Below are 16,551 nucleotides of genomic sequence, written 5' to 3' on the forward strand. Positions count from 1 at the left end.
TGGATTAAACCAGCTTCTCAAACTCAGGAACGGCTTCGAACAAATCAGCCACCAGGCCGTAATCAGCCACCTGGAAGATCGGCGCTTCTTCATCCTTGTTGATCGCAACGATCACTTTGGAATCTTTCATACCGGCCAAATGCTGGATCGCGCCGGAAATACCGACCGCAATGTACAGTTGTGGCGCAACGATTTTGCCGGTCTGACCGACCTGCATGTCGTTGGGTACGAAACCTGCGTCGACTGCGGCGCGCGAAGCACCCACAGCAGCGCCCAGCTTGTCGGCCAAGGCGTACAGGTGTTTGAAGTTCTCGCCGTTCTGCATGCCACGACCGCCGGAAACGACGATTTTGGCAGCCGTCAGTTCTGGACGATCGGACTTGGCCAGTTCTTCGCTAACGAAGGTGGACTTGCCAGCATCGTGAGCAGCCGAGACCGCTTCAACAGAAGCCGAACCGCCTTCAGCCGCCACCGGATCAAAACCGGTGGCACGCACGGTGATCACTTTGACCGCAGCCGAAGACTGCACTGTCGCAATGGCGTTACCGGCATAGATCGGACGCTTGAAGGTGTCAGCGCTTTCAACGGCGATGATCTCGGAGATCTGGTCAACGTCCAGCTGCGCAGCAACACGCGGCAGGATGTTTTTGCCGTTGGACGTAGCAGCAGCCAGGATGTGGCTGTAAGCCTTGCCCAGCTCGGCAACCAGCGGCGCGACGTTTTCCGGCAACTGATGAGCGTAAGCCGCATTATCAGCGACCAGTACCTTCGAAACACCGGCGATTTTCGCTGCTGCTTCGGCGACTGCACCGACGTTGGCACCGGCCACCAGTACGTGAATATCACCACCGATTTTTACAGCGGCAGCCACGGTGTTCAGGGTTGCCGGGGCAACGACACCATTTTCATGTTCAGCAATAACCAAGATAGTCATTTAGATTACCTTCGCTTCGTTTTTCAGTTTCTCGACCAGTTCAGCCACCGACTTGACCTTGATGCCTGCGCTGCGGGTAGCCGGCGCTTCAACTTTCAGGGTTTTGGTCGTGGAGGCGGTAGAAACGCCCAAAGCGTCCGGAGTCAGCACTTCAAGAGGCTTCTTCTTGGCTTTCATGATGTTTGGCAAGGAGGCGTAACGTGGCTCGTTCAGACGCAGGTCTGTGGTCACGATCGCGGGCAGGCTCAGGGACACCGTCTGCAGGCCGGCGTCGACTTCACGCGTGACGCTGACTTTGTCGCCAGACACTTCGACTTTAGAGGCGAAGGTGCCCTGAGCGTAGCCGCTCAGTGCAGCCAGCATCTGGCCGGTCTGGTTGTTGTCGCTGTCGATGGCCTGTTTACCCAGGATCACCAGCTGCGGTTGTTCTTTGTCGACCACAGCCTTGAGCAACTTGGCCACGGCCAGGGAGTTCAGTTCGTCGGCGCACTCAACGAGGATGGCGCGATCAGCACCCAGAGCCAATGCGGTACGCAGTTGCTCCTGAGCGGTGGTCGGACCAATGGAAACGACGACGATCTCGGTCGCAACGCCTTTTTCTTTCAGGCGGACGGCTTCTTCTACAGCGATTTCGCAGAAGGGGTTCATCGACATTTTGACGTTAGCGAGATCGACGCCGGAGTTGTCCGCTTTGACGCGAACCTTGACGTTGTAGTCGACCACTCGTTTGACAGCTACAAGAACCTTCATGGATTCCTCGTTACTCTCCGGTGAAAAGAAAATCGCCCGGGCGGACCTGGCGATTGATACGCGTCGGTAAAAAGGACACCTCTAAAAACAACTGCACCGCGCTCCAACGCTTTTTAGAGGTGCCCTTTGAAACCAGCGGTCAGCCTACGGCGAGCGCAAAACCGCCCGTATCTTGACCGGAACGTCTTTTCTGGTCAATACGCTAAAACGGTCAGATATGAGCAGCGCGTCTTTGATTTATCTGGCCTGCAGCAAATTCAAACAAACGTTTGTATTGGACCTGAGCGATGGTCCAGATATAATGCGTGCCTTTGCGGCGCGCAGGTCGGTCAATGTTACTCGCGACCCGCGCTAGTTGCTTCATATAAAAAAAACTGTTGAGCCCTGAGTAGGAGATAGCCTGTGGAACGCGAATACATGGAATTCGACGTCGTCATCGTCGGCGCAGGCCCCGCGGGTCTTTCCGCCGCTTGCCGACTGAAGCAGAAGGCCGCCGAAGCCGGAAAGGAAATCAGCGTCTGCGTGGTGGAAAAAGGCTCTGAAGTGGGCGCGCACATTTTATCCGGTGCCGTGTTCGAACCTCGCGCCCTGAACGAATTGTTTCCGAACTGGAAAGAGCTCGGCGCGCCTCTGAACACCCCGGTCAAGCGCGACGATATCTTTGTACTCAAAAGTGCCGACAGCGCAACTAAAGTACCCAACCTCTTTGTGCCTAAAACCATGCACAACGAAGGTAACTACATCATTTCCCTGGGCAATCTGTGCCGCTGGCTGGCTCAGCAGGCTGAAAACCTGGGTGTCGAAATCTACCCGGGCTTTGCCGCCCAGGAAGCACTGTTCGACGAGAACGGCGTGGTACGCGGGATCGTTACCGGCGATCTGGGCGTTGACCGTGAAGGCCATCCTAAAGAGGGTTACTTCACCCCTGGCATGGAACTGCGCGGCAAGTACACGCTGTTCGCCGAAGGTTGCCGTGGCCACATCGGTAAACAATTGCTCAAGCGCTTCAACCTCGATACCGAAGCCGATGCGCAGCATTACGGTATTGGCCTCAAAGAAATCTGGGAAGTCGACCCGGCCAAGCACGAGCAAGGCCTGGTGGTCCACACCGCTGGCTGGCCATTGGACGTAATGGGCACCGAGAACACTGGCGGCTCTTTCCTTTATCACCTGGAAAACAATCAGGTGGTGGTCGGCCTGATCGTTGATCTGTCCTACTCCAATGCCTTTCTGTCACCGTTTGATGAATTCCAGCGCCTCAAGCACCACCCGGTGATCAAACAGTACCTCGAAGGCGGCAAGCGCATCAGCTACGGCGCGCGCGCCATCTGCAAGGGCGGCTTGAATTCGCTGCCGAAAATGGTCTTCCCGGGCGGCGCGCTGATCGGCTGCGACCTCGGCACCCTGAACTTCGCCAAGATCAAGGGCAGCCACACCGCCATGAAATCCGGCATGCTCGCGGCTGATTCGGTGGCTGATGCCCTCTTCGCTGGCAAGGAAGGCGGCGACGAACTGAACACCTACGTTGAGGCCTTCAAAGCCAGCTGGCTCTACGATGAACTGTTCGCCAGCCGTAACTTCGGCCCGGCGCTGCACAAGTTCGGTCCGATCCTCGGCGGTGCGTTCAACTTCATCGATCAGAACTTCTTCGGCGGCAAGATCCCGTTCACCCTGCACGACACCAAGCCGGATTATGCGTGCATGAAGCTCGCGGCCGACTCGAAAAAGATCGATTACCCACGCCCCGATGGCAAGCTCAGCTTCGACAAGCTCAGCTCGGTATTTCTCTCCAACACCAACCATGAAGAGGAACAACCCTGCCACCTGAAGCTGGCCGATCCAAGCATCCCGATTGGCACCAACTTGCCGCTGTACGACGAACCGGCGCAGCGCTACTGCCCTGCCGGCGTGTATGAAGTGGTGACGAAGGAAGACGGCGAGAAGCGCTTCCAGATCAACGCGCAGAACTGCGTGCACTGCAAAACCTGCGACATCAAAGACCCTTCCCAGAACATTACCTGGGTAGCGCCTGAAGGCAGTGGCGGTCCGACTTACCCGAACATGTAAGGCTGATCAAACATCAAGGCTCCTTCGGGAGCCTTTTTGTTGAGTCCGAAAAACCACCTGCCTGCACCTGAACGATCAGCATTATGGATGAGCACCCATCGCTTCATCCCCCGGGCTGTGCTCGAAGTAACGCTTATATTCCCGACTGAATTGCGACGTACTTTGATACCCCACGCGCAGGGCAACCTGCGCCACACCGATGCCTTCGGCGATCAACATCCGCTGCGCCTTGAGCAGTCGTAGACGCTTCAGATACTGCACCGGGGACAACAGGGTGCCGCGCTTGAAGTGCTCATGGAAGGTCGAGGCACTCATGTTTGCGCAGCGAGCCAGGGTCTCGACGCTGAGCGGTTCCGCATAATGCGCATGCAAATGGCTTAACGATGCAGCAACACGGGCAAACGGCCCTTGCTGCTCGACCAGCGCCCGCAACACACTCGCCTGAGGGCCACGCAGCGCGGCATACAGTACCTCTCGCAAACGCGTGCGGCCCATGATCTGACACTCCATCGGATCATGCAGGCAGCGCAACAAGCGCTCGACACTTTCGCGCATGCCCGCGTCAAGCGCGGCGGAGCTCATGGACTCCAGGGTCTGGGGTTGAGTGTCACGCCCCGGCATTAGCCCCATGGCCAGCACCAACTCCCCCAGCATGATCCGGTCAATGCCAATCGAGATGCCGAGCAACGGCACTTCGGGTGTGGCAAAGGTTTCGCACTCGAAGGGCATCGACAACGCCTGAACCAGATAGCGCCCCGCGCCATATTCCAGAGTGCGCGGCCCCAGGTAGGCCAGTTTGCTGCCTTGAGCAATGATCATCAGGCTTGGCTCGTAAATCTGCGGGCAACGCGCCACATTGCTGCGAGCCGAAACGATTTGCACCTCAGGCAATAGCGTCGGCAGAAACCCCGGACGAGTGGCGAGCGGCTGGATCAACGAGACCAGTGTTGCATTGGCATCAAGGTGGCGGGTCAACAACATGGGAATCCAGCTTCGCAAGAGGAATAGACAGCGCCATCATCGCAGATCCGCCCAAAAAAATAGCCAATCAGCGCTGATGCCGGAGGAATAGGCAAGATAGCCGGAGGAATGACCATGGCCGGTCATGCCTTGCACGGGGACAATAGCTCGCATCACCCAGTCATTGTTTTGCGAGGTTCACTATGTATAAAGCCATCGGTTACGCCGCCCAGTCGGCCACCGCCCCCCTCGCCCCCATGAACTTCGAACGCCGCAGCCCTCGGGCCGATGACGTGGCCATCGAGATTCTCTACTGCGGCGTCTGCCACTCCGATATCCACCAGGCACGCAACGAATGGGGGATCGCCGTCTATCCCTTGATGCCAGGCCACGAGATCGTTGGCAAGGTGACCGCTGTCGGCGCAGACGTCAGCCGCTACAAAGTCGGCGATAAGGTCGGGGTCGGTTGCATGGTCGATTCCTGCCGCCAATGCGAAGCCTGCAACGCTGACCTGGAGCAGTATTGCCTGGAAGGACCGACCCAGACTTACGCGTCGAAAGACCGCGTCGACGGCAGTATCACCATGGGTGGTTACTCTGACAGTATCGTGGTCAGCGAGCGTTTCGTCGTGCGCATCCCAGAGAAACTGGACTTGGCCAGCGCGGCGCCAATTCTCTGCGCAGGGATCACCACGTACTCGCCACTCAAGCACTACAACGTGAAACCGGGCGACAAGGTCGGCATCCTCGGCATGGGCGGTCTGGGTCACATGGGTATCAAATTCGCCAAAGCCATGGGCGCCGAAGTGACCCTGTTCACCCGCTCCGAGGCCAAGGCAGAGGAAGGCCGTCGTCAGGGCGCCGACCATGTAATCGTGTCAACCGATGCCAAACAGATGGCAGCCGCAGCCGGCCATTTCGACTTCCTGCTGGACACCATTCCGGTGCAACACGACCTCAACCCCTACCTGCAAACCCTGCGTTTCGATGGCGTGCATATTCTGGTGGGGCTGGTCGAGCCGGTGGAACCTCCAGTGCATTCGGCCAACCTGGTCACGAAACGTCGCGTGCTGGCAGGCTCGATGATCGGTGGCATGGCGGAAACCCAGGAAGTCCTGGACTTCTGCGCCGAGCATGGCATCACCTGCGACATCGAGATGCTCGACATCCGCAACATCAACGACGCCTTCACTCGAGTGGTCGCGGGCGACGTGAAGTACCGTTTCGTCATCGACATGGCGAGCTTGAAAGCCTGATTCAGGCTTTGGCCCCTAACTCGGCCGAGAGTCGCGCTGCGGTCTGTTTGATCAGCGGGATCAGCTCGGCCATTTTCTCCAGGGGCATATAAGGCACGGTACTGGCAATACTGATGCCAGCAACGATTCGGTTGCTGGCATCACGTACCGGCGCGGCGACACAGCGAATCGACGGTTCGTTGTCCTCCAGATCAAACGCATAGCCCCCCGCGACATAGTCCTGCATTCGCTGCTGGAACTGTTCCCAGGACTGTTCCTGATGCTGCGGCCACACCATGGATTTTCCGTCGACTGGCAAACTGACCTGATACAGACGCTGCCACTCGTCCTGCGTGCAATCAATCATCAACGCCTTGCCAATCCCGGTGCGCGCCAACGGCATGCGATGACCGACCCGCGAGCGCATTTCGGGACCATTGCGACCTGGATTTTTGTGCAGATACAGCACGTCATCACCCTCACGAATCGCCAAGTGCACGGTATCCCCGGTCAGCGCTGACAACTCGTCGAGGTATGGACGCGCCAAAATTGCCAGCGGCACTTCCTCACGGGCCTGAAAACCCAGCTCGATCAGCTTGGGCCCGAGCAGGTAACCCACCTGTGGCAAAACCCGCAGATAACGCTCCTCCACCAGACAACTGACCAGGCGATGGGTCGTGCTGCGCGTGGTGCCGATAACCCGGGCAATTTCCTTGAGGTCACGGGCACCGCTGGCCACGGCCTGAACCACACCAAGCCCACGCAACAGGGTTTGGGTACCGGTTGGCGAGACGTCCTTGGTGGCGTTGCTTATCGCAGGGTTGAGTGAATCGTGCTGCATATCACGCCTTATTCATTCAGAAAGCTGACGGCATTATTGTCGCCAGCTTGCCTCGGTTACAACTCGATGCGCTCGACCTTCCCCACCAACAGAATGTACGACAGCGCCCCTACCAGCGCCAACACGGCTACGTAGGTGATCGCGGGCGCAAAAGAATCCCCTGTTGCCAGAAAACCGATCACGATGGGTGTGGTGATCGCCGCCAGGTTGCCGATGAAATTAAAGGTGCCGCCGGTCAATCCCAGCAATCGGGCTGGCGCCAGAGTCGACACCAGCGACCAGGTGATCGACGCCAGCCCGTTACCGAAGAACGCTAGCGCGAGAAAGGCGATCACCAGCGGTGTCGACTCGACGTAGTTGGCGCCTATGATTGAGGTCGAAATCAGCAACCCGCCGATAATCGGCAACTTGCGGGCAAAACCCACGCTGCTGCCGCGACGGATCAGCCAATCGGAGAAGAAACCCGAACAGAGCACACCCACGAATGCCGCAAGAAACGGCAGTGAGGCCAGTAAACCGGACTTTATGAAGTCCATGCCACGGTACTTCACCAGGTAAGTCGGGAACCAGGTCAGGAAGAACCACAGCGTCGAGTTCAGACAGAACTGGCCCAAATAGATGCCCCAGAGCTTGCGCTTGCTCAGGACGATCCCCAGATCCGGCCAGCTGAAACCGCGTTTGTTTTTCTCGGTACTGGTCTGGATATCCACCAGCCCGCCCCCGTCGCGAATCAGCTCGATTTCCGCCTGATTGACGCCGTTGAAATCACGCGGCTCGCGATACACCAAAAACCACACCAGTGCCCAGATGACACCCACGGCACCAGTGCTGACGAAAACCATGTGCCAGCCATACTGCGCCTGCAACCAGGCCAGAACCGGCGTCAGAAACGCCAGCCCGACAAACTGCCCGGACGTATAAAACCCAATCGCCGTCGCCCGTTCACGCTCCGGGAACCAAGTGGTCACCACGCGGCTGTTGATTGGATAAGCCGGCGCTTCCAGGGCGCCCACTGCCATACGCAGAACAAACAGCGCGATAAAACTGGCCGCGAAGCCGAGCATGATGGTCGCCAGTGACCACAGCAACAGCGCGACGGCATAGAGAATCCGCGGCGGTACGCGGTCCACCAGCCAGCCGCCGGGGATCTGCATCGCGGCGTAGGTCCAGCCGAAAGCGGAAAAGATCAAACCGACATGAATCGGATCGATCCCCAGCTCCGTGGTCAGGGCCGGTGCAGCAATCGACAGGTTGGCGCGATCCAGGTAGTTGATCACTACCGTAATGAACAACAGCACCATGATGAAAAAACGCTTACGGCTCGGCGTCACTAATGACGTCTTTCCTGCGAAGGTCTGAGGTTGCATGGGGTGCCTCTTATTATGATTATTTGAGGACAACACGGAGCGGGGGATTACTGAATCACCACTCGGCAAAACTGCCATCGGCATGGCGCCAGATCGGGTTACGCCAGCGATGGCCGATGGCGGCGCGCTCCTTGACGTATTCTTCGTTGATTTCGATGCCCAGGCCCGGGCCGTTGGGGATCTTCACGAAGCCTTTGTCGTAGTCGAATACTTCCGGGTTTTTGATGTAATCGAGCAGGTCGTTACTTTCGTTGTAATGGATGCCCAGGCTCTGCTCCTGGATAAACGCGTTGTAGCAAACCGCATCCAGTTGCAAACAGGCAGCCAGGGCAATCGGCCCTAGCGGACAATGCAGCGCGAGGGCGACATCGTAAGCTTCAGCCATGTTGGCAATTTTGCGGGTTTCGGTGATCCCGCCTGCGTGCGAGGCATCGGGCTGAATGATGTCGACGTAGCCTTCGCTCAGGACTCGTTTGAAGTCCCAGCGCGAAAACAATCGCTCACCCAAGGCAATCGGGGTGCTGGTCAGGGGCGCCAGTTCCTTGAGTGCTTCGTAGTTCTCGCTGAGCACCGGTTCTTCGATGAACATCAACTTGTACGGATCGAGTTCCTTCATTAGCACCTTGGCCATGGGTTTGTGCACCCGGCCATGGAAGTCGACGCCAATGCCGACGTTAGGCCCGACGGCATCCCGCACGGCGGCGACGTTGGCCAGCGCCAGGTCGACTTTTTCGAAGGAGTCGAGGAACTGCAACTCCTCGGTGCCGTTCATCTTGATGGCGGTAAAACCACGGTCCACGGCCTCTTTGGCAGCGCGAGCGGTGTCGGCTGGGCGATCACCGCCGATCCAGGAATACACTCGGATTTTGTCGCGCACCTGACCGCCGAGCAAATCGCTGACCGACACACCCAGGGCCTTGCCCTTGATGTCCCACAACGCCTGATCAATCCCGGCCAGGGCGCTCATGTGCACCGCCCCACCCCGATAAAAACCGCCGCGATAGAGCACGGTCCAGATGTCCTCGATGTTGCGCGGGTCCTTGCCAATCAGGTAATCGGACAATTCATCCACCGCCGCAGCGACCGTGTGCGCACGGCCTTCGACCACCGGCTCGCCCCAACCGGTCACACCTTGGTCGGTCTCGATTTTCAGGAACAACCAGCGTGGCGGAACAATAAACGTCGTGAGTTTGGTGATTTTCATGTGTGCGCTCTCTTATTGGAGGCGACGCTCAGGGCGCCGATCAGCTCAGCTCAATTGATTCCATGCAGATACGTAGGCATCGGCGCGCTCGGCAACCTCAGCGGCGCTCATCCCCGGTTTGAACAACCCGGAGCCAAGTCCGAAACCGCACACACCGGCGTCGATAAAGACCTGCATGTTGTCCGGGGTAATGCCGCCCACCGGGATCAGTGCGGTACCGGCTGGCAATACAGCAAGGAAGGCCTTGACCACTGCGGGCCCCATTTGCTCGGCGGGAAACAGCTTGAGTACGTCCGCGCCCTCAGCCAGTGCGGCGAAGGCCTCGGTCGGCGTGGCAACACCCGGCGACAGGTACAAGCCCGCCGCTTTGGCTGCGCGCAGCACCTTTGGGTCGCTGTGCGGCATGACGATCACTTGACCGCCCGCCTCCTTGACCCGCCCCACTTGCTCAGGCGTCAACACCGTGCCAGCGCCGATAAGGCAATCGGCGGGCAACGTTGCGCGCAGAATACGGATGCTGTCGTAAGGCTCAGGTGAGTTAAGCGGCACTTCGATGACGCGAAAACCCGCTTGATACAGCACCTCACCGATGGACGCCGCCTCTTCAGGACGCAGACCACGGAGGATCGCGATCAAGCCGTTTTTAGCCAGTGTTTGTTTGAGCATGTCAGACCTCTACAAGAGTGGGCTTGAGCAAGTTGGCCTGTACCGCCAATTGCCATAAACCGCGTTCGGTAGCCTGTTCGGCCACGGTCACCTGAGCGAAACCGCAGGCGGCCAGCGCACGTGAATAACGCGCGCACAGCTGGCTATTGCCGATCAGGATGATGGGAGGGAGGTGTTCGCGGGCTCGCTGCTGCAAGGCGACAAGCGCGACCAATTCGTGACCGATCAACAGACCGGACAGATAGTCGGACTGCGCGGTGGCGCTGAGTTCACCGGTCAAGCCAAGGGTCCGACAGCTGAATATCGTCGACAGCAGCCCGGCTGCACCGTCGGCAGACCCTGCGACAGCGACACCGCGATCAAATGCCTCGGCGTCGAACGCCTCGCTGTGCTGCAGGGTTCGACCGAGGATGGTGTGTGCACTCAGGGCGGCATAGACCTCGCCCGTCATAAACGTGTCGAAATGCACGATGCAGCCATCGGTGACCTGCACCCATTTCGAGTGGCTGCCAGGCAGGCCGATCAACAATGGGTCGTGATTTTTTTCGGCGGGCAAGCTGGCGAGAATACCCATAACCTGGGTTTCTTCACCGCGCATCATATTGGGCAACACAGAACGCTGCAGCACGCCAGGAACGATGTGTACATCGACCCCACGGACACTGCGTACGGTTTGCAGGGCTGCGCTGAGACCCGCCACATCCGCAGGGGTTTCGCGGTACACCGCTTCACTCCATCCCTGGGCGCTGCCAACCATGCCGCAGGCGATGACAGGCGTCCCGGGCTCGGCGTCGAGCCAATCACCACACGCCTGATCGAACGCCAGCTCAAATCCATCGACACACATCACGCCGGCAATCAGCCGAGGGGCCGTCGGCAACTGCATGATGCCTGCGCTCAGTGAGCGCTGTTCCAGAACCTGACCCTGTTCCCCGAGCCGATAGGCACGCAGAGAGGTTGTCCCCCAATCGAGCGCGATCAATTGCGCGTGCATCGCTTCACCTGTTTTATTTTTTTGCGAGATAAGTGAGTGCGCGACGACTATAGACCCAAAGCCTGCATCGTCTCAATATGTAAATTCATATCCCATATATAGGGAATTACAAGCCATACATAAAGTGCCGACAAACGCGCCTGTACGCAGCACGTCAGCACTGGCATCATTTCTGCCAAATACGGCATACTGCCCAAGCATTCCCCAAGTTGATCCACCCTCCAATCGGCCCCTGCGCCGAGGGTGGTAACTATCCTTAAATTCTTCGCCCGTTCCCTCCCCGTGTGTTCTCTGTCTCTGGCCTGTTGACGCTTTGTCGCGCACAGGTTTCCAGGGTTGTGGTCATGCCGTGCGCATTGCGTTTGTGCGGCCATTGCCGCGTTGCCAAAAAAGTCGTCAGACCCACTTCTCATCTGCAAGGACAACTGCCATGAAGCGATTTCTGGTGCTCGATAGTTTTCGCGGTCTGTGTGCCTTGGCGGTGGTGATGCATCACTCCCACGCGCTGCGCAGCTTTACTGAACTGACGTTTTTCAAGAACGCTAACTACCTCGTCGAGTTCTTCTTCGTCCTCAGCGGCTTTGTGCTTTATCACACCTATGCGAACCGGTTGGGCTCGGTCGAGCAGTTGCGCCGTTTCGTGATCACTCGCACCTGCCGCCTGTACCCGCTGCACGTGGTGATGCTGGCGGTATTCATCGGCTTCGAAGTATTGAAAGTCGTGGTCGAGCGCTACGGGATGTCCTTCAACGCCCCGAGCTTCACCGGCGCCCGGGCGCCCGACGAGATTGTGCCGAACCTGCTGTTGATTCAGTCCTGGTGGCCGAGTTTCAACGCGCTGTCGTTCAACTATCCGTCGTGGAGCATCAGCGTCGAATACTACCTGTACCTGATCTTCGGCCTGATCGCCCTGGCCTTGCCGACGCAGGCGCGCAAGGTTTTCGTAGCCATCGCGGTACTCGCTTTCCTCGCGCTCTACTTCAAGAGCACGCTGGTAACGGACAATGCGCTGAAAGGTCTGGGCTGTTTTTTTGCGGGGGGCGTTACTTACCGGGTATACGCAAAACTGCCAAGCCTGCACCTGAGTCCACTGCTTGGCAGCGCGCTTGAGGTGCTGGTTCTAGGTGTGATCTACCTGATCATGATTTACAGCGATACGCCCCAGGATATTCTCCTGAGCCTGCTGTTCTGCGTGGCGATCTGGGTGTTTGCGTTCGAAGCCGGCTGGGTGTCGACGCTGCTGCGAAAATCTCTGTTCACCTGGCTTGGCATGCTGTCGTTTTCTATCTATATGACCCACGCAGCGGTGATTTTCGCGATGTCGATCGGGGTGATGATTGTCGCCAAGCTTACCCACCTGCCGCTGCTGATAGACCTACCCAGCGAAATCGTTGGCGTGGTTATCCGCTATATCGATACCGGCAGCATGGCACTCGACAATCTACTGATGGTCATTGAAGTGGCGGCGGTGCTGGCTGTTTCGGTGCTGAGCTATCGCCACATCGAACTGCGCGGCATCGCGCTTGGCAAGCGATGGAGCAAGGACCGCTTGACCGCGGCAAGCCTGGCACCACGCCTTCCCGAATGAATTCGCTCGCTACGCTTTCACACGCGCAATAAAAAACCGCTTCTCAAACGAGAAGCGGTTTTTTTTGAAACAGCTAACGCATTAACGTTCCAGCAGAATCCGCAACATACGACGCAGCGGTTCGGCGGCGCCCCAGAGCAACTGGTCGCCAACAGTGAACGCGCCCAAGTATTGCGAGCCCATGTTCAGCTTGCGCAGACGTCCCACCGGAATGCTCATTGTCCCGGTTACCGCCGTTGGGCTCAGCTCTTGAATGCTCGCTTCACGGTGGTTCGGTACCAGCTTCACCCATGGGTTGTGCTGGCTGATCATGCCTTCGATGTCGGCGATTGGCACATCCTTGTTCAGCTTGATGGTCAGCGCCTGGCTGTGGCAACGCATGGAGCCGATGCGCACGCAGATACCATCGACCGGGATCGGGTTCTTGAAGCGACCCAGGATCTTGTTGGTCTCGGCCTGGCCTTTCCACTCTTCACGGCTCTGACCGTTCGGCAACTCTTTGTCGATCCACGGAATCAAACTGCCGGCCAATGGCACGCCGAAGTTCTCAGTCGGGAAGGCTTCGCTGCGCATGGCTTCGGCAACCTTGCGGTCGATGTCGAGGATCGCGCTGGCCGGGTTGGCCAAGTCGTCGGCCACGGCAGCGTGAGTAGCACCCATCTGCTTGATCAGTTCACGCATGTTCTGCGCGCCGGCACCGGAGGCCGCCTGATACGTCATGACGTTCATCCACTCCACCAGACCGGCTTCGAACAAACCGCCCAGGCCCATCAGCATCAGGCTGACCGTGCAGTTGCCGCCAATGAAGTTTTTGGTCCCGGCATCGAGCTGCTGGTCGATCACCTTGCGGTTTACCGGGTCCAGCACGATTACCGCGTCATCCTGCATACGCAGGCTGGAAGCGGCATCGATCCAGTACCCCTGCCAGCCGGCTTCGCGCAGTTTCGGGAAGACCTCATTGGTGTAGTCGCCACCCTGACAGGTCAGAACCACGTCGAGGGTTTTGAGTTCTTCGATGCTGTAAGCGTCCTTCAGGGGCGCAATATCCTTGCCCACGGCCGGGCCTTGGCCACCGACGTTGGACGTGGTGAAGAACACCGGCTCGATCAGATCAAAATCCTGCTCTTCCAGCATCCGCTGCATGAGCACGGAACCGACCATACCGCGCCAACCGATCAGACCTACACGTTTCATCGCAACTGCACCTTTAACGAAAAAGTGGGCCGCTCCGATAAGAGCGGGCCCGAGATATTACAGATTGAGCAGCGCGGCGACTACGGCCTCGCCCATTTCCTGCGTACCTACTTTGGCGTTACCAATCGACCAGATGTCGCCGGTACGCAAACCTTGATCCAGTACCAGGCTCACAGCCCGTTCGATCGCCTCAGCAGCAGCCAGCTGATTGAAGCTGTAACGCAGCATCATCGCGACCGACAGAATCGTTGCCAGCGGGTTGGCAATGCCCTGCCCTGCGATGTCTGGAGCAGAGCCGTGGCAGGGTTCGTACATGCCCTTACTGTTGGCATCCAGCGACGCCGAAGGCAGCATGCCGATAGAACCGGTGAGCATCGAAGCCTCGTCTGACAGAATATCGCCGAACAGGTTATCGGTGACGATCACATCGAACTGCTTGGGTGCACGTACCAGTTGCATCGCCGCGTTGTCGACGTACATGTGGCTCAGCTCGACATCAGGATAATCCTTGGCGACCTGTTCGACCACTTCACGCCAGAGCTGGCTGGATTCCATGACGTTGGCTTTGTCCACCGAGCACAGTTTCTTGCTGCGAAGCCGGGCCATGTCAAAGCCTACACGGGCGATACGACGGATTTCGCTCTCGCTGTACGGGAGAGTGTTGTAACCCTCGCGCTCGCCGTTGTCGAGGGTACGAATACCCCGTGGCGTACCGAAGTAGATACCGCCGGTCAGCTCACGAACGATCAGGATGTCCAGGCCCGACACCACTTCCGGTTTCAAGGTGGACGCTTCAGCCAATTGCGGATACAGAATGGCTGGCCGCAGGTTGCCGAACAGTTTCAGCTCGGAGCGAATCTTCAGCAGGCCTTTTTCCGGACGAATTGCACGGTCCAGCGTGTCCCATTTCGGGCCACCGACGGCACCGAGCAGCACAGCATCGGCAGCGCGGGCGCGGGCCAGGGTTTCATCGGCCAAAGGCACGCCATACTTGTCGATGGCCGCGCCACCGATCAGGTCATGGCTGAGCACGAAGCCCAACTGAAACTTGTCATTGACCAACTCCAGCACCTTGACCGCTTCGGCCATGATTTCCGGACCGATACCATCACCTGGGAGAATCAGAATCTGCTTGCTCATACGTTCCTCAATCCATTTAAACGGCGCGTGATCGTGCGCCTGCAAAAAGAACCATCACTGCTTTTTATAGAAGCAACAAGACTAACGTTCTGCCCACAACACCAGCACATCGGTGCTGAAGGAGCCGTCGTCAGTGATCTCAAAATACTCGCGCACTTCTGCACCCATTGCCTCCTGCAACTCACGAATCGCGACACGCAACACCTGTGGCGTGCGCATACGCTCGACCCACGAACTGTACTCCAGGTGCAAGCGCTGACGGCTGTGACTGCGGGTGAATAACCCGGCCTCGCTGACATGGCGCAACCACTCACCCGCAGAATAGTCGCGGACGTGGCTGGTGTCGCGCAGCACTTCAACACTTTGCAGATACGTATCGAACAGCGGACTGCCTGGCGACATGACGTCGATAAACGCCGCAACGCCACCCGGTTTCAGCACGCGTCGCACTTCACGCAGGGCCAGGCCCAGATCGCTCCAGTGATGCGCCGAGTAACGGCTGAACACAAAATCGAACTCGCCGTCCTCGAACGGAAGGCGCTCGGCGGCCCCACAGACCGTTTGCACGTTGCTCAGTCCACGCTCTACCGCCGCGCTGGCGACCACATCGAGCATCTGCTGCGACAGGTCGTAAGCCACCACCTCGCCCACCGACGACGCCACATTAAAACTCACATGACCGGCGCCACAGCCCAGATCCAGCACTCGCGCATCGCCACGCCCGGCCACTTCGGCCTGTAGCAACGCGAACTCGGTGCCTTGAGCGTGCACAGCACTGCTCAGATAGGCCGCTGCCTGTTCACCGAATTGACGCTGGACGACTTGGGTGTGCGCGGTGTGGGTCATCATGGAGTTCCTTAATAGGCTTCGACTGTCGGGACGCTATCGCGGGCAAGCCCGCTCCTACAAGAACAGTACGCATTCTGCAGAAGCGGGCTTGCCCGCGGTCAGCTTGACGCGGTCTATCAATCAGTCGCGAAACAACCACGGCTGGCTGGCGCGATGCATGCTTTCGAAGCGGGCAATCGCCTCGCCATCCATCAGCGTCAGACCAATGTCGTCCAGGCCGTTGAGCAGGCAGTGCTTGCGGAACGCATCGATCTCGAAGCTCAAGACTTTGCCGTCAGGACGGGTCACGGTCTGCGCCACCAGATCAACGTTCAATTGATAACCCGGCGTGGCCTCGACCTGTTCGAACAACTCATCGACCTCCGCATCGCTGAGGATGATCGGCAGCAGACCGTTCTTGAAGCTGTTGTTGAAGAAGATGTCGGCATAGCTCGGCGCAATGATGCTGCGAAAGCCATATTCTTCCAGCGCCCAAGGCGCGTGTTCACGGCTGGAACCGCAGCCAAAATTCTCGCGAGCCAGTAATACGCTGGCACCTTGATAACGCGCGTTATTGAGCACGAAATCCTTGTTCAATGGACGCTTGGAGTTGTCCTGATAAGGTTGCCCCACATCCAGATAGCGCCACTCGTCAAACAGATTAGGACCAAAGCCCGTGCGTTTGATCGATTTGAGAAACTGTTTGGGAATGATCTGATCAGTGTCGACGTTGGCACGATCCAAAGGAGCGACGAGGCCGGTGTGCTGAGTAAATGCTTTCAT

General features: G+C 58.2%; 15 protein-coding genes. 3 read left to right on the forward strand and 12 right to left on the reverse strand.

Features of this window, described 5'->3' with window-relative positions; all coding sequences use genetic code 11:
- Window positions 1-4: 4 nt before the first annotated feature.
- Both RHM55_RS03630 and RHM55_RS03635 read right to left on the reverse strand, forming a co-directional pair.
- Window positions 5-934, reverse strand: a complete 930-nt coding sequence (locus tag RHM55_RS03630; RefSeq protein ID WP_322179556.1) for an electron transfer flavoprotein subunit alpha/FixB family protein — start codon at window positions 932-934, stop codon at window positions 5-7.
- Window positions 935-1,684, reverse strand: a complete 750-nt coding sequence (locus RHM55_RS03635; protein ID WP_219060792.1) for an electron transfer flavoprotein subunit beta/FixA family protein — start codon at window positions 1,682-1,684, stop codon at window positions 935-937.
- 402 nt (window positions 1,685-2,086) lie between these two features.
- On the opposite strand from RHM55_RS03635, the gene RHM55_RS03640 reads away from it, so the two are divergent.
- On the forward strand, window positions 2,087-3,751 hold the full coding sequence (locus RHM55_RS03640; protein WP_322179557.1) for an electron transfer flavoprotein-ubiquinone oxidoreductase: 1,665 nt from the start codon (window positions 2,087-2,089) through the stop codon (window positions 3,749-3,751).
- 81 nt (window positions 3,752-3,832) lie between these two features.
- On the opposite strand, the gene RHM55_RS03645 is transcribed toward RHM55_RS03640, so the two are convergent.
- The gene (locus RHM55_RS03645; RefSeq protein ID WP_322179558.1) at window positions 3,833-4,732 is read right to left on the reverse strand and encodes an AraC family transcriptional regulator; all 900 of its coding nucleotides are present in this window, start codon (window positions 4,730-4,732) and stop codon (window positions 3,833-3,835) included.
- 182 nt (window positions 4,733-4,914) lie between these two features.
- Here RHM55_RS03645 and RHM55_RS03650 point away from each other — a divergent pair, with 182 nt between their 5' ends.
- Window positions 4,915-5,967 (forward strand): NAD(P)-dependent alcohol dehydrogenase, encoded by a 1,053-nt coding sequence (locus RHM55_RS03650; RefSeq protein ID WP_322179559.1) that lies wholly within the window; start codon window positions 4,915-4,917, stop codon window positions 5,965-5,967.
- Between the two features lies 1 nt (window position 5,968).
- Here the strand turns inward: RHM55_RS03650 and RHM55_RS03655 are convergent, their stop codons facing one another.
- The 5 genes from RHM55_RS03655 to RHM55_RS03675 are packed head-to-tail and all read right to left on the reverse strand — an operon-like array spanning window position 5,969 to window position 11,018.
- The gene (locus RHM55_RS03655) at window positions 5,969-6,787 is read right to left on the reverse strand and encodes an IclR family transcriptional regulator (protein WP_322179560.1); all 819 of its coding nucleotides are present in this window, start codon (window positions 6,785-6,787) and stop codon (window positions 5,969-5,971) included.
- A 56-nt stretch (window positions 6,788-6,843) separates the two neighbouring features.
- Window positions 6,844-8,154 (reverse strand): MFS transporter, encoded by a 1,311-nt coding sequence (locus RHM55_RS03660; RefSeq protein ID WP_322179561.1) that lies wholly within the window; start codon window positions 8,152-8,154, stop codon window positions 6,844-6,846.
- 55 nt (window positions 8,155-8,209) lie between these two features.
- The gene (gene dgoD / locus RHM55_RS03665) at window positions 8,210-9,358 is read right to left on the reverse strand and encodes a galactonate dehydratase (protein WP_219060786.1); all 1,149 of its coding nucleotides are present in this window, start codon (window positions 9,356-9,358) and stop codon (window positions 8,210-8,212) included.
- 45 nt (window positions 9,359-9,403) lie between these two features.
- Window positions 9,404-10,024, reverse strand: a complete 621-nt coding sequence (locus tag RHM55_RS03670) for a 2-dehydro-3-deoxy-6-phosphogalactonate aldolase (RefSeq protein WP_322179562.1) — start codon at window positions 10,022-10,024, stop codon at window positions 9,404-9,406.
- Between the two features lies 1 nt (window position 10,025).
- Window positions 10,026-11,018, reverse strand: a complete 993-nt coding sequence (locus RHM55_RS03675; RefSeq protein WP_322179563.1) for a 2-dehydro-3-deoxygalactonokinase — start codon at window positions 11,016-11,018, stop codon at window positions 10,026-10,028.
- 430 nt (window positions 11,019-11,448) lie between these two features.
- Here RHM55_RS03675 and RHM55_RS03680 point away from each other — a divergent pair, with 430 nt between their 5' ends.
- Complete coding sequence (locus RHM55_RS03680; RefSeq protein ID WP_322179564.1) at window positions 11,449-12,606, forward strand: acyltransferase; 1,158 nt, start codon at window positions 11,449-11,451, stop codon at window positions 12,604-12,606.
- Between the two features lie 81 nt (window positions 12,607-12,687).
- Here RHM55_RS03680 and asd read toward each other — a convergent pair whose 3' ends face one another.
- From asd to leuD, 4 genes are all read right to left on the reverse strand, one after another.
- The gene (gene asd / locus RHM55_RS03685) at window positions 12,688-13,800 is read right to left on the reverse strand and encodes an aspartate-semialdehyde dehydrogenase (RefSeq protein ID WP_219060782.1); all 1,113 of its coding nucleotides are present in this window, start codon (window positions 13,798-13,800) and stop codon (window positions 12,688-12,690) included.
- A 57-nt stretch (window positions 13,801-13,857) separates the two neighbouring features.
- Complete coding sequence (gene leuB / locus RHM55_RS03690) at window positions 13,858-14,940, reverse strand: 3-isopropylmalate dehydrogenase (RefSeq protein ID WP_322179565.1); 1,083 nt, start codon at window positions 14,938-14,940, stop codon at window positions 13,858-13,860.
- Window positions 14,941-15,021: 81 nt separating this feature from the next.
- On the reverse strand, window positions 15,022-15,786 hold the full coding sequence (locus RHM55_RS03695) for a class I SAM-dependent methyltransferase (protein ID WP_322179566.1): 765 nt from the start codon (window positions 15,784-15,786) through the stop codon (window positions 15,022-15,024).
- Window positions 15,787-15,909: 123 nt separating this feature from the next.
- Window positions 15,910-16,551, reverse strand: a complete 642-nt coding sequence (gene leuD, locus RHM55_RS03700) for a 3-isopropylmalate dehydratase small subunit (protein ID WP_322179567.1) — start codon at window positions 16,549-16,551, stop codon at window positions 15,910-15,912.

It is taken from the genome of Pseudomonas sp. MH9.2, assembly GCF_034353875.1.
Classification (GTDB): Bacteria; Pseudomonadota; Gammaproteobacteria; order Pseudomonadales; family Pseudomonadaceae; genus Aquipseudomonas.

Coding starts and splice junctions, on each gene's coding strand:
- RHM55_RS03630 (WP_322179556.1), bottom strand. CDS start 934: ATGACTATCTTGGTTATTGCTGAACATGAAAATGGTGTCGTTGCCCCG.
- RHM55_RS03635 (WP_219060792.1), bottom strand. CDS start 1,684: ATGAAGGTTCTTGTAGCTGTCAAACGAGTGGTCGACTACAACGTCAAG.
- RHM55_RS03645 (WP_322179558.1), bottom strand. CDS start 4,732: ATGTTGTTGACCCGCCACCTTGATGCCAATGCAACACTGGTCTCGTTG.
- RHM55_RS03650 (WP_322179559.1), top strand. CDS start 4,915: ATGTATAAAGCCATCGGTTACGCCGCCCAGTCGGCCACCGCCCCCCTC.
- RHM55_RS03655 (WP_322179560.1), bottom strand. CDS start 6,787: ATGCAGCACGATTCACTCAACCCTGCGATAAGCAACGCCACCAAGGAC.
- RHM55_RS03660 (WP_322179561.1), bottom strand. CDS start 8,154: ATGCAACCTCAGACCTTCGCAGGAAAGACGTCATTAGTGACGCCGAGC.
- dgoD (WP_219060786.1), bottom strand. CDS start 9,358: ATGAAAATCACCAAACTCACGACGTTTATTGTTCCGCCACGCTGGTTG.
- RHM55_RS03670 (WP_322179562.1), bottom strand. CDS start 10,024: ATGCTCAAACAAACACTGGCTAAAAACGGCTTGATCGCGATCCTCCGT.
- RHM55_RS03675 (WP_322179563.1), bottom strand. CDS start 11,018: ATGCACGCGCAATTGATCGCGCTCGATTGGGGGACAACCTCTCTGCGT.
- RHM55_RS03680 (WP_322179564.1), top strand. CDS start 11,449: ATGAAGCGATTTCTGGTGCTCGATAGTTTTCGCGGTCTGTGTGCCTTG.
- asd (WP_219060782.1), bottom strand. CDS start 13,800: ATGAAACGTGTAGGTCTGATCGGTTGGCGCGGTATGGTCGGTTCCGTG.
- leuB (WP_322179565.1), bottom strand. CDS start 14,940: ATGAGCAAGCAGATTCTGATTCTCCCAGGTGATGGTATCGGTCCGGAA.
- RHM55_RS03695 (WP_322179566.1), bottom strand. CDS start 15,786: ATGACCCACACCGCGCACACCCAAGTCGTCCAGCGTCAATTCGGTGAA.
- leuD (WP_322179567.1), bottom strand. CDS start 16,551: ATGAAAGCATTTACTCAGCACACCGGCCTCGTCGCTCCTTTGGATCGT.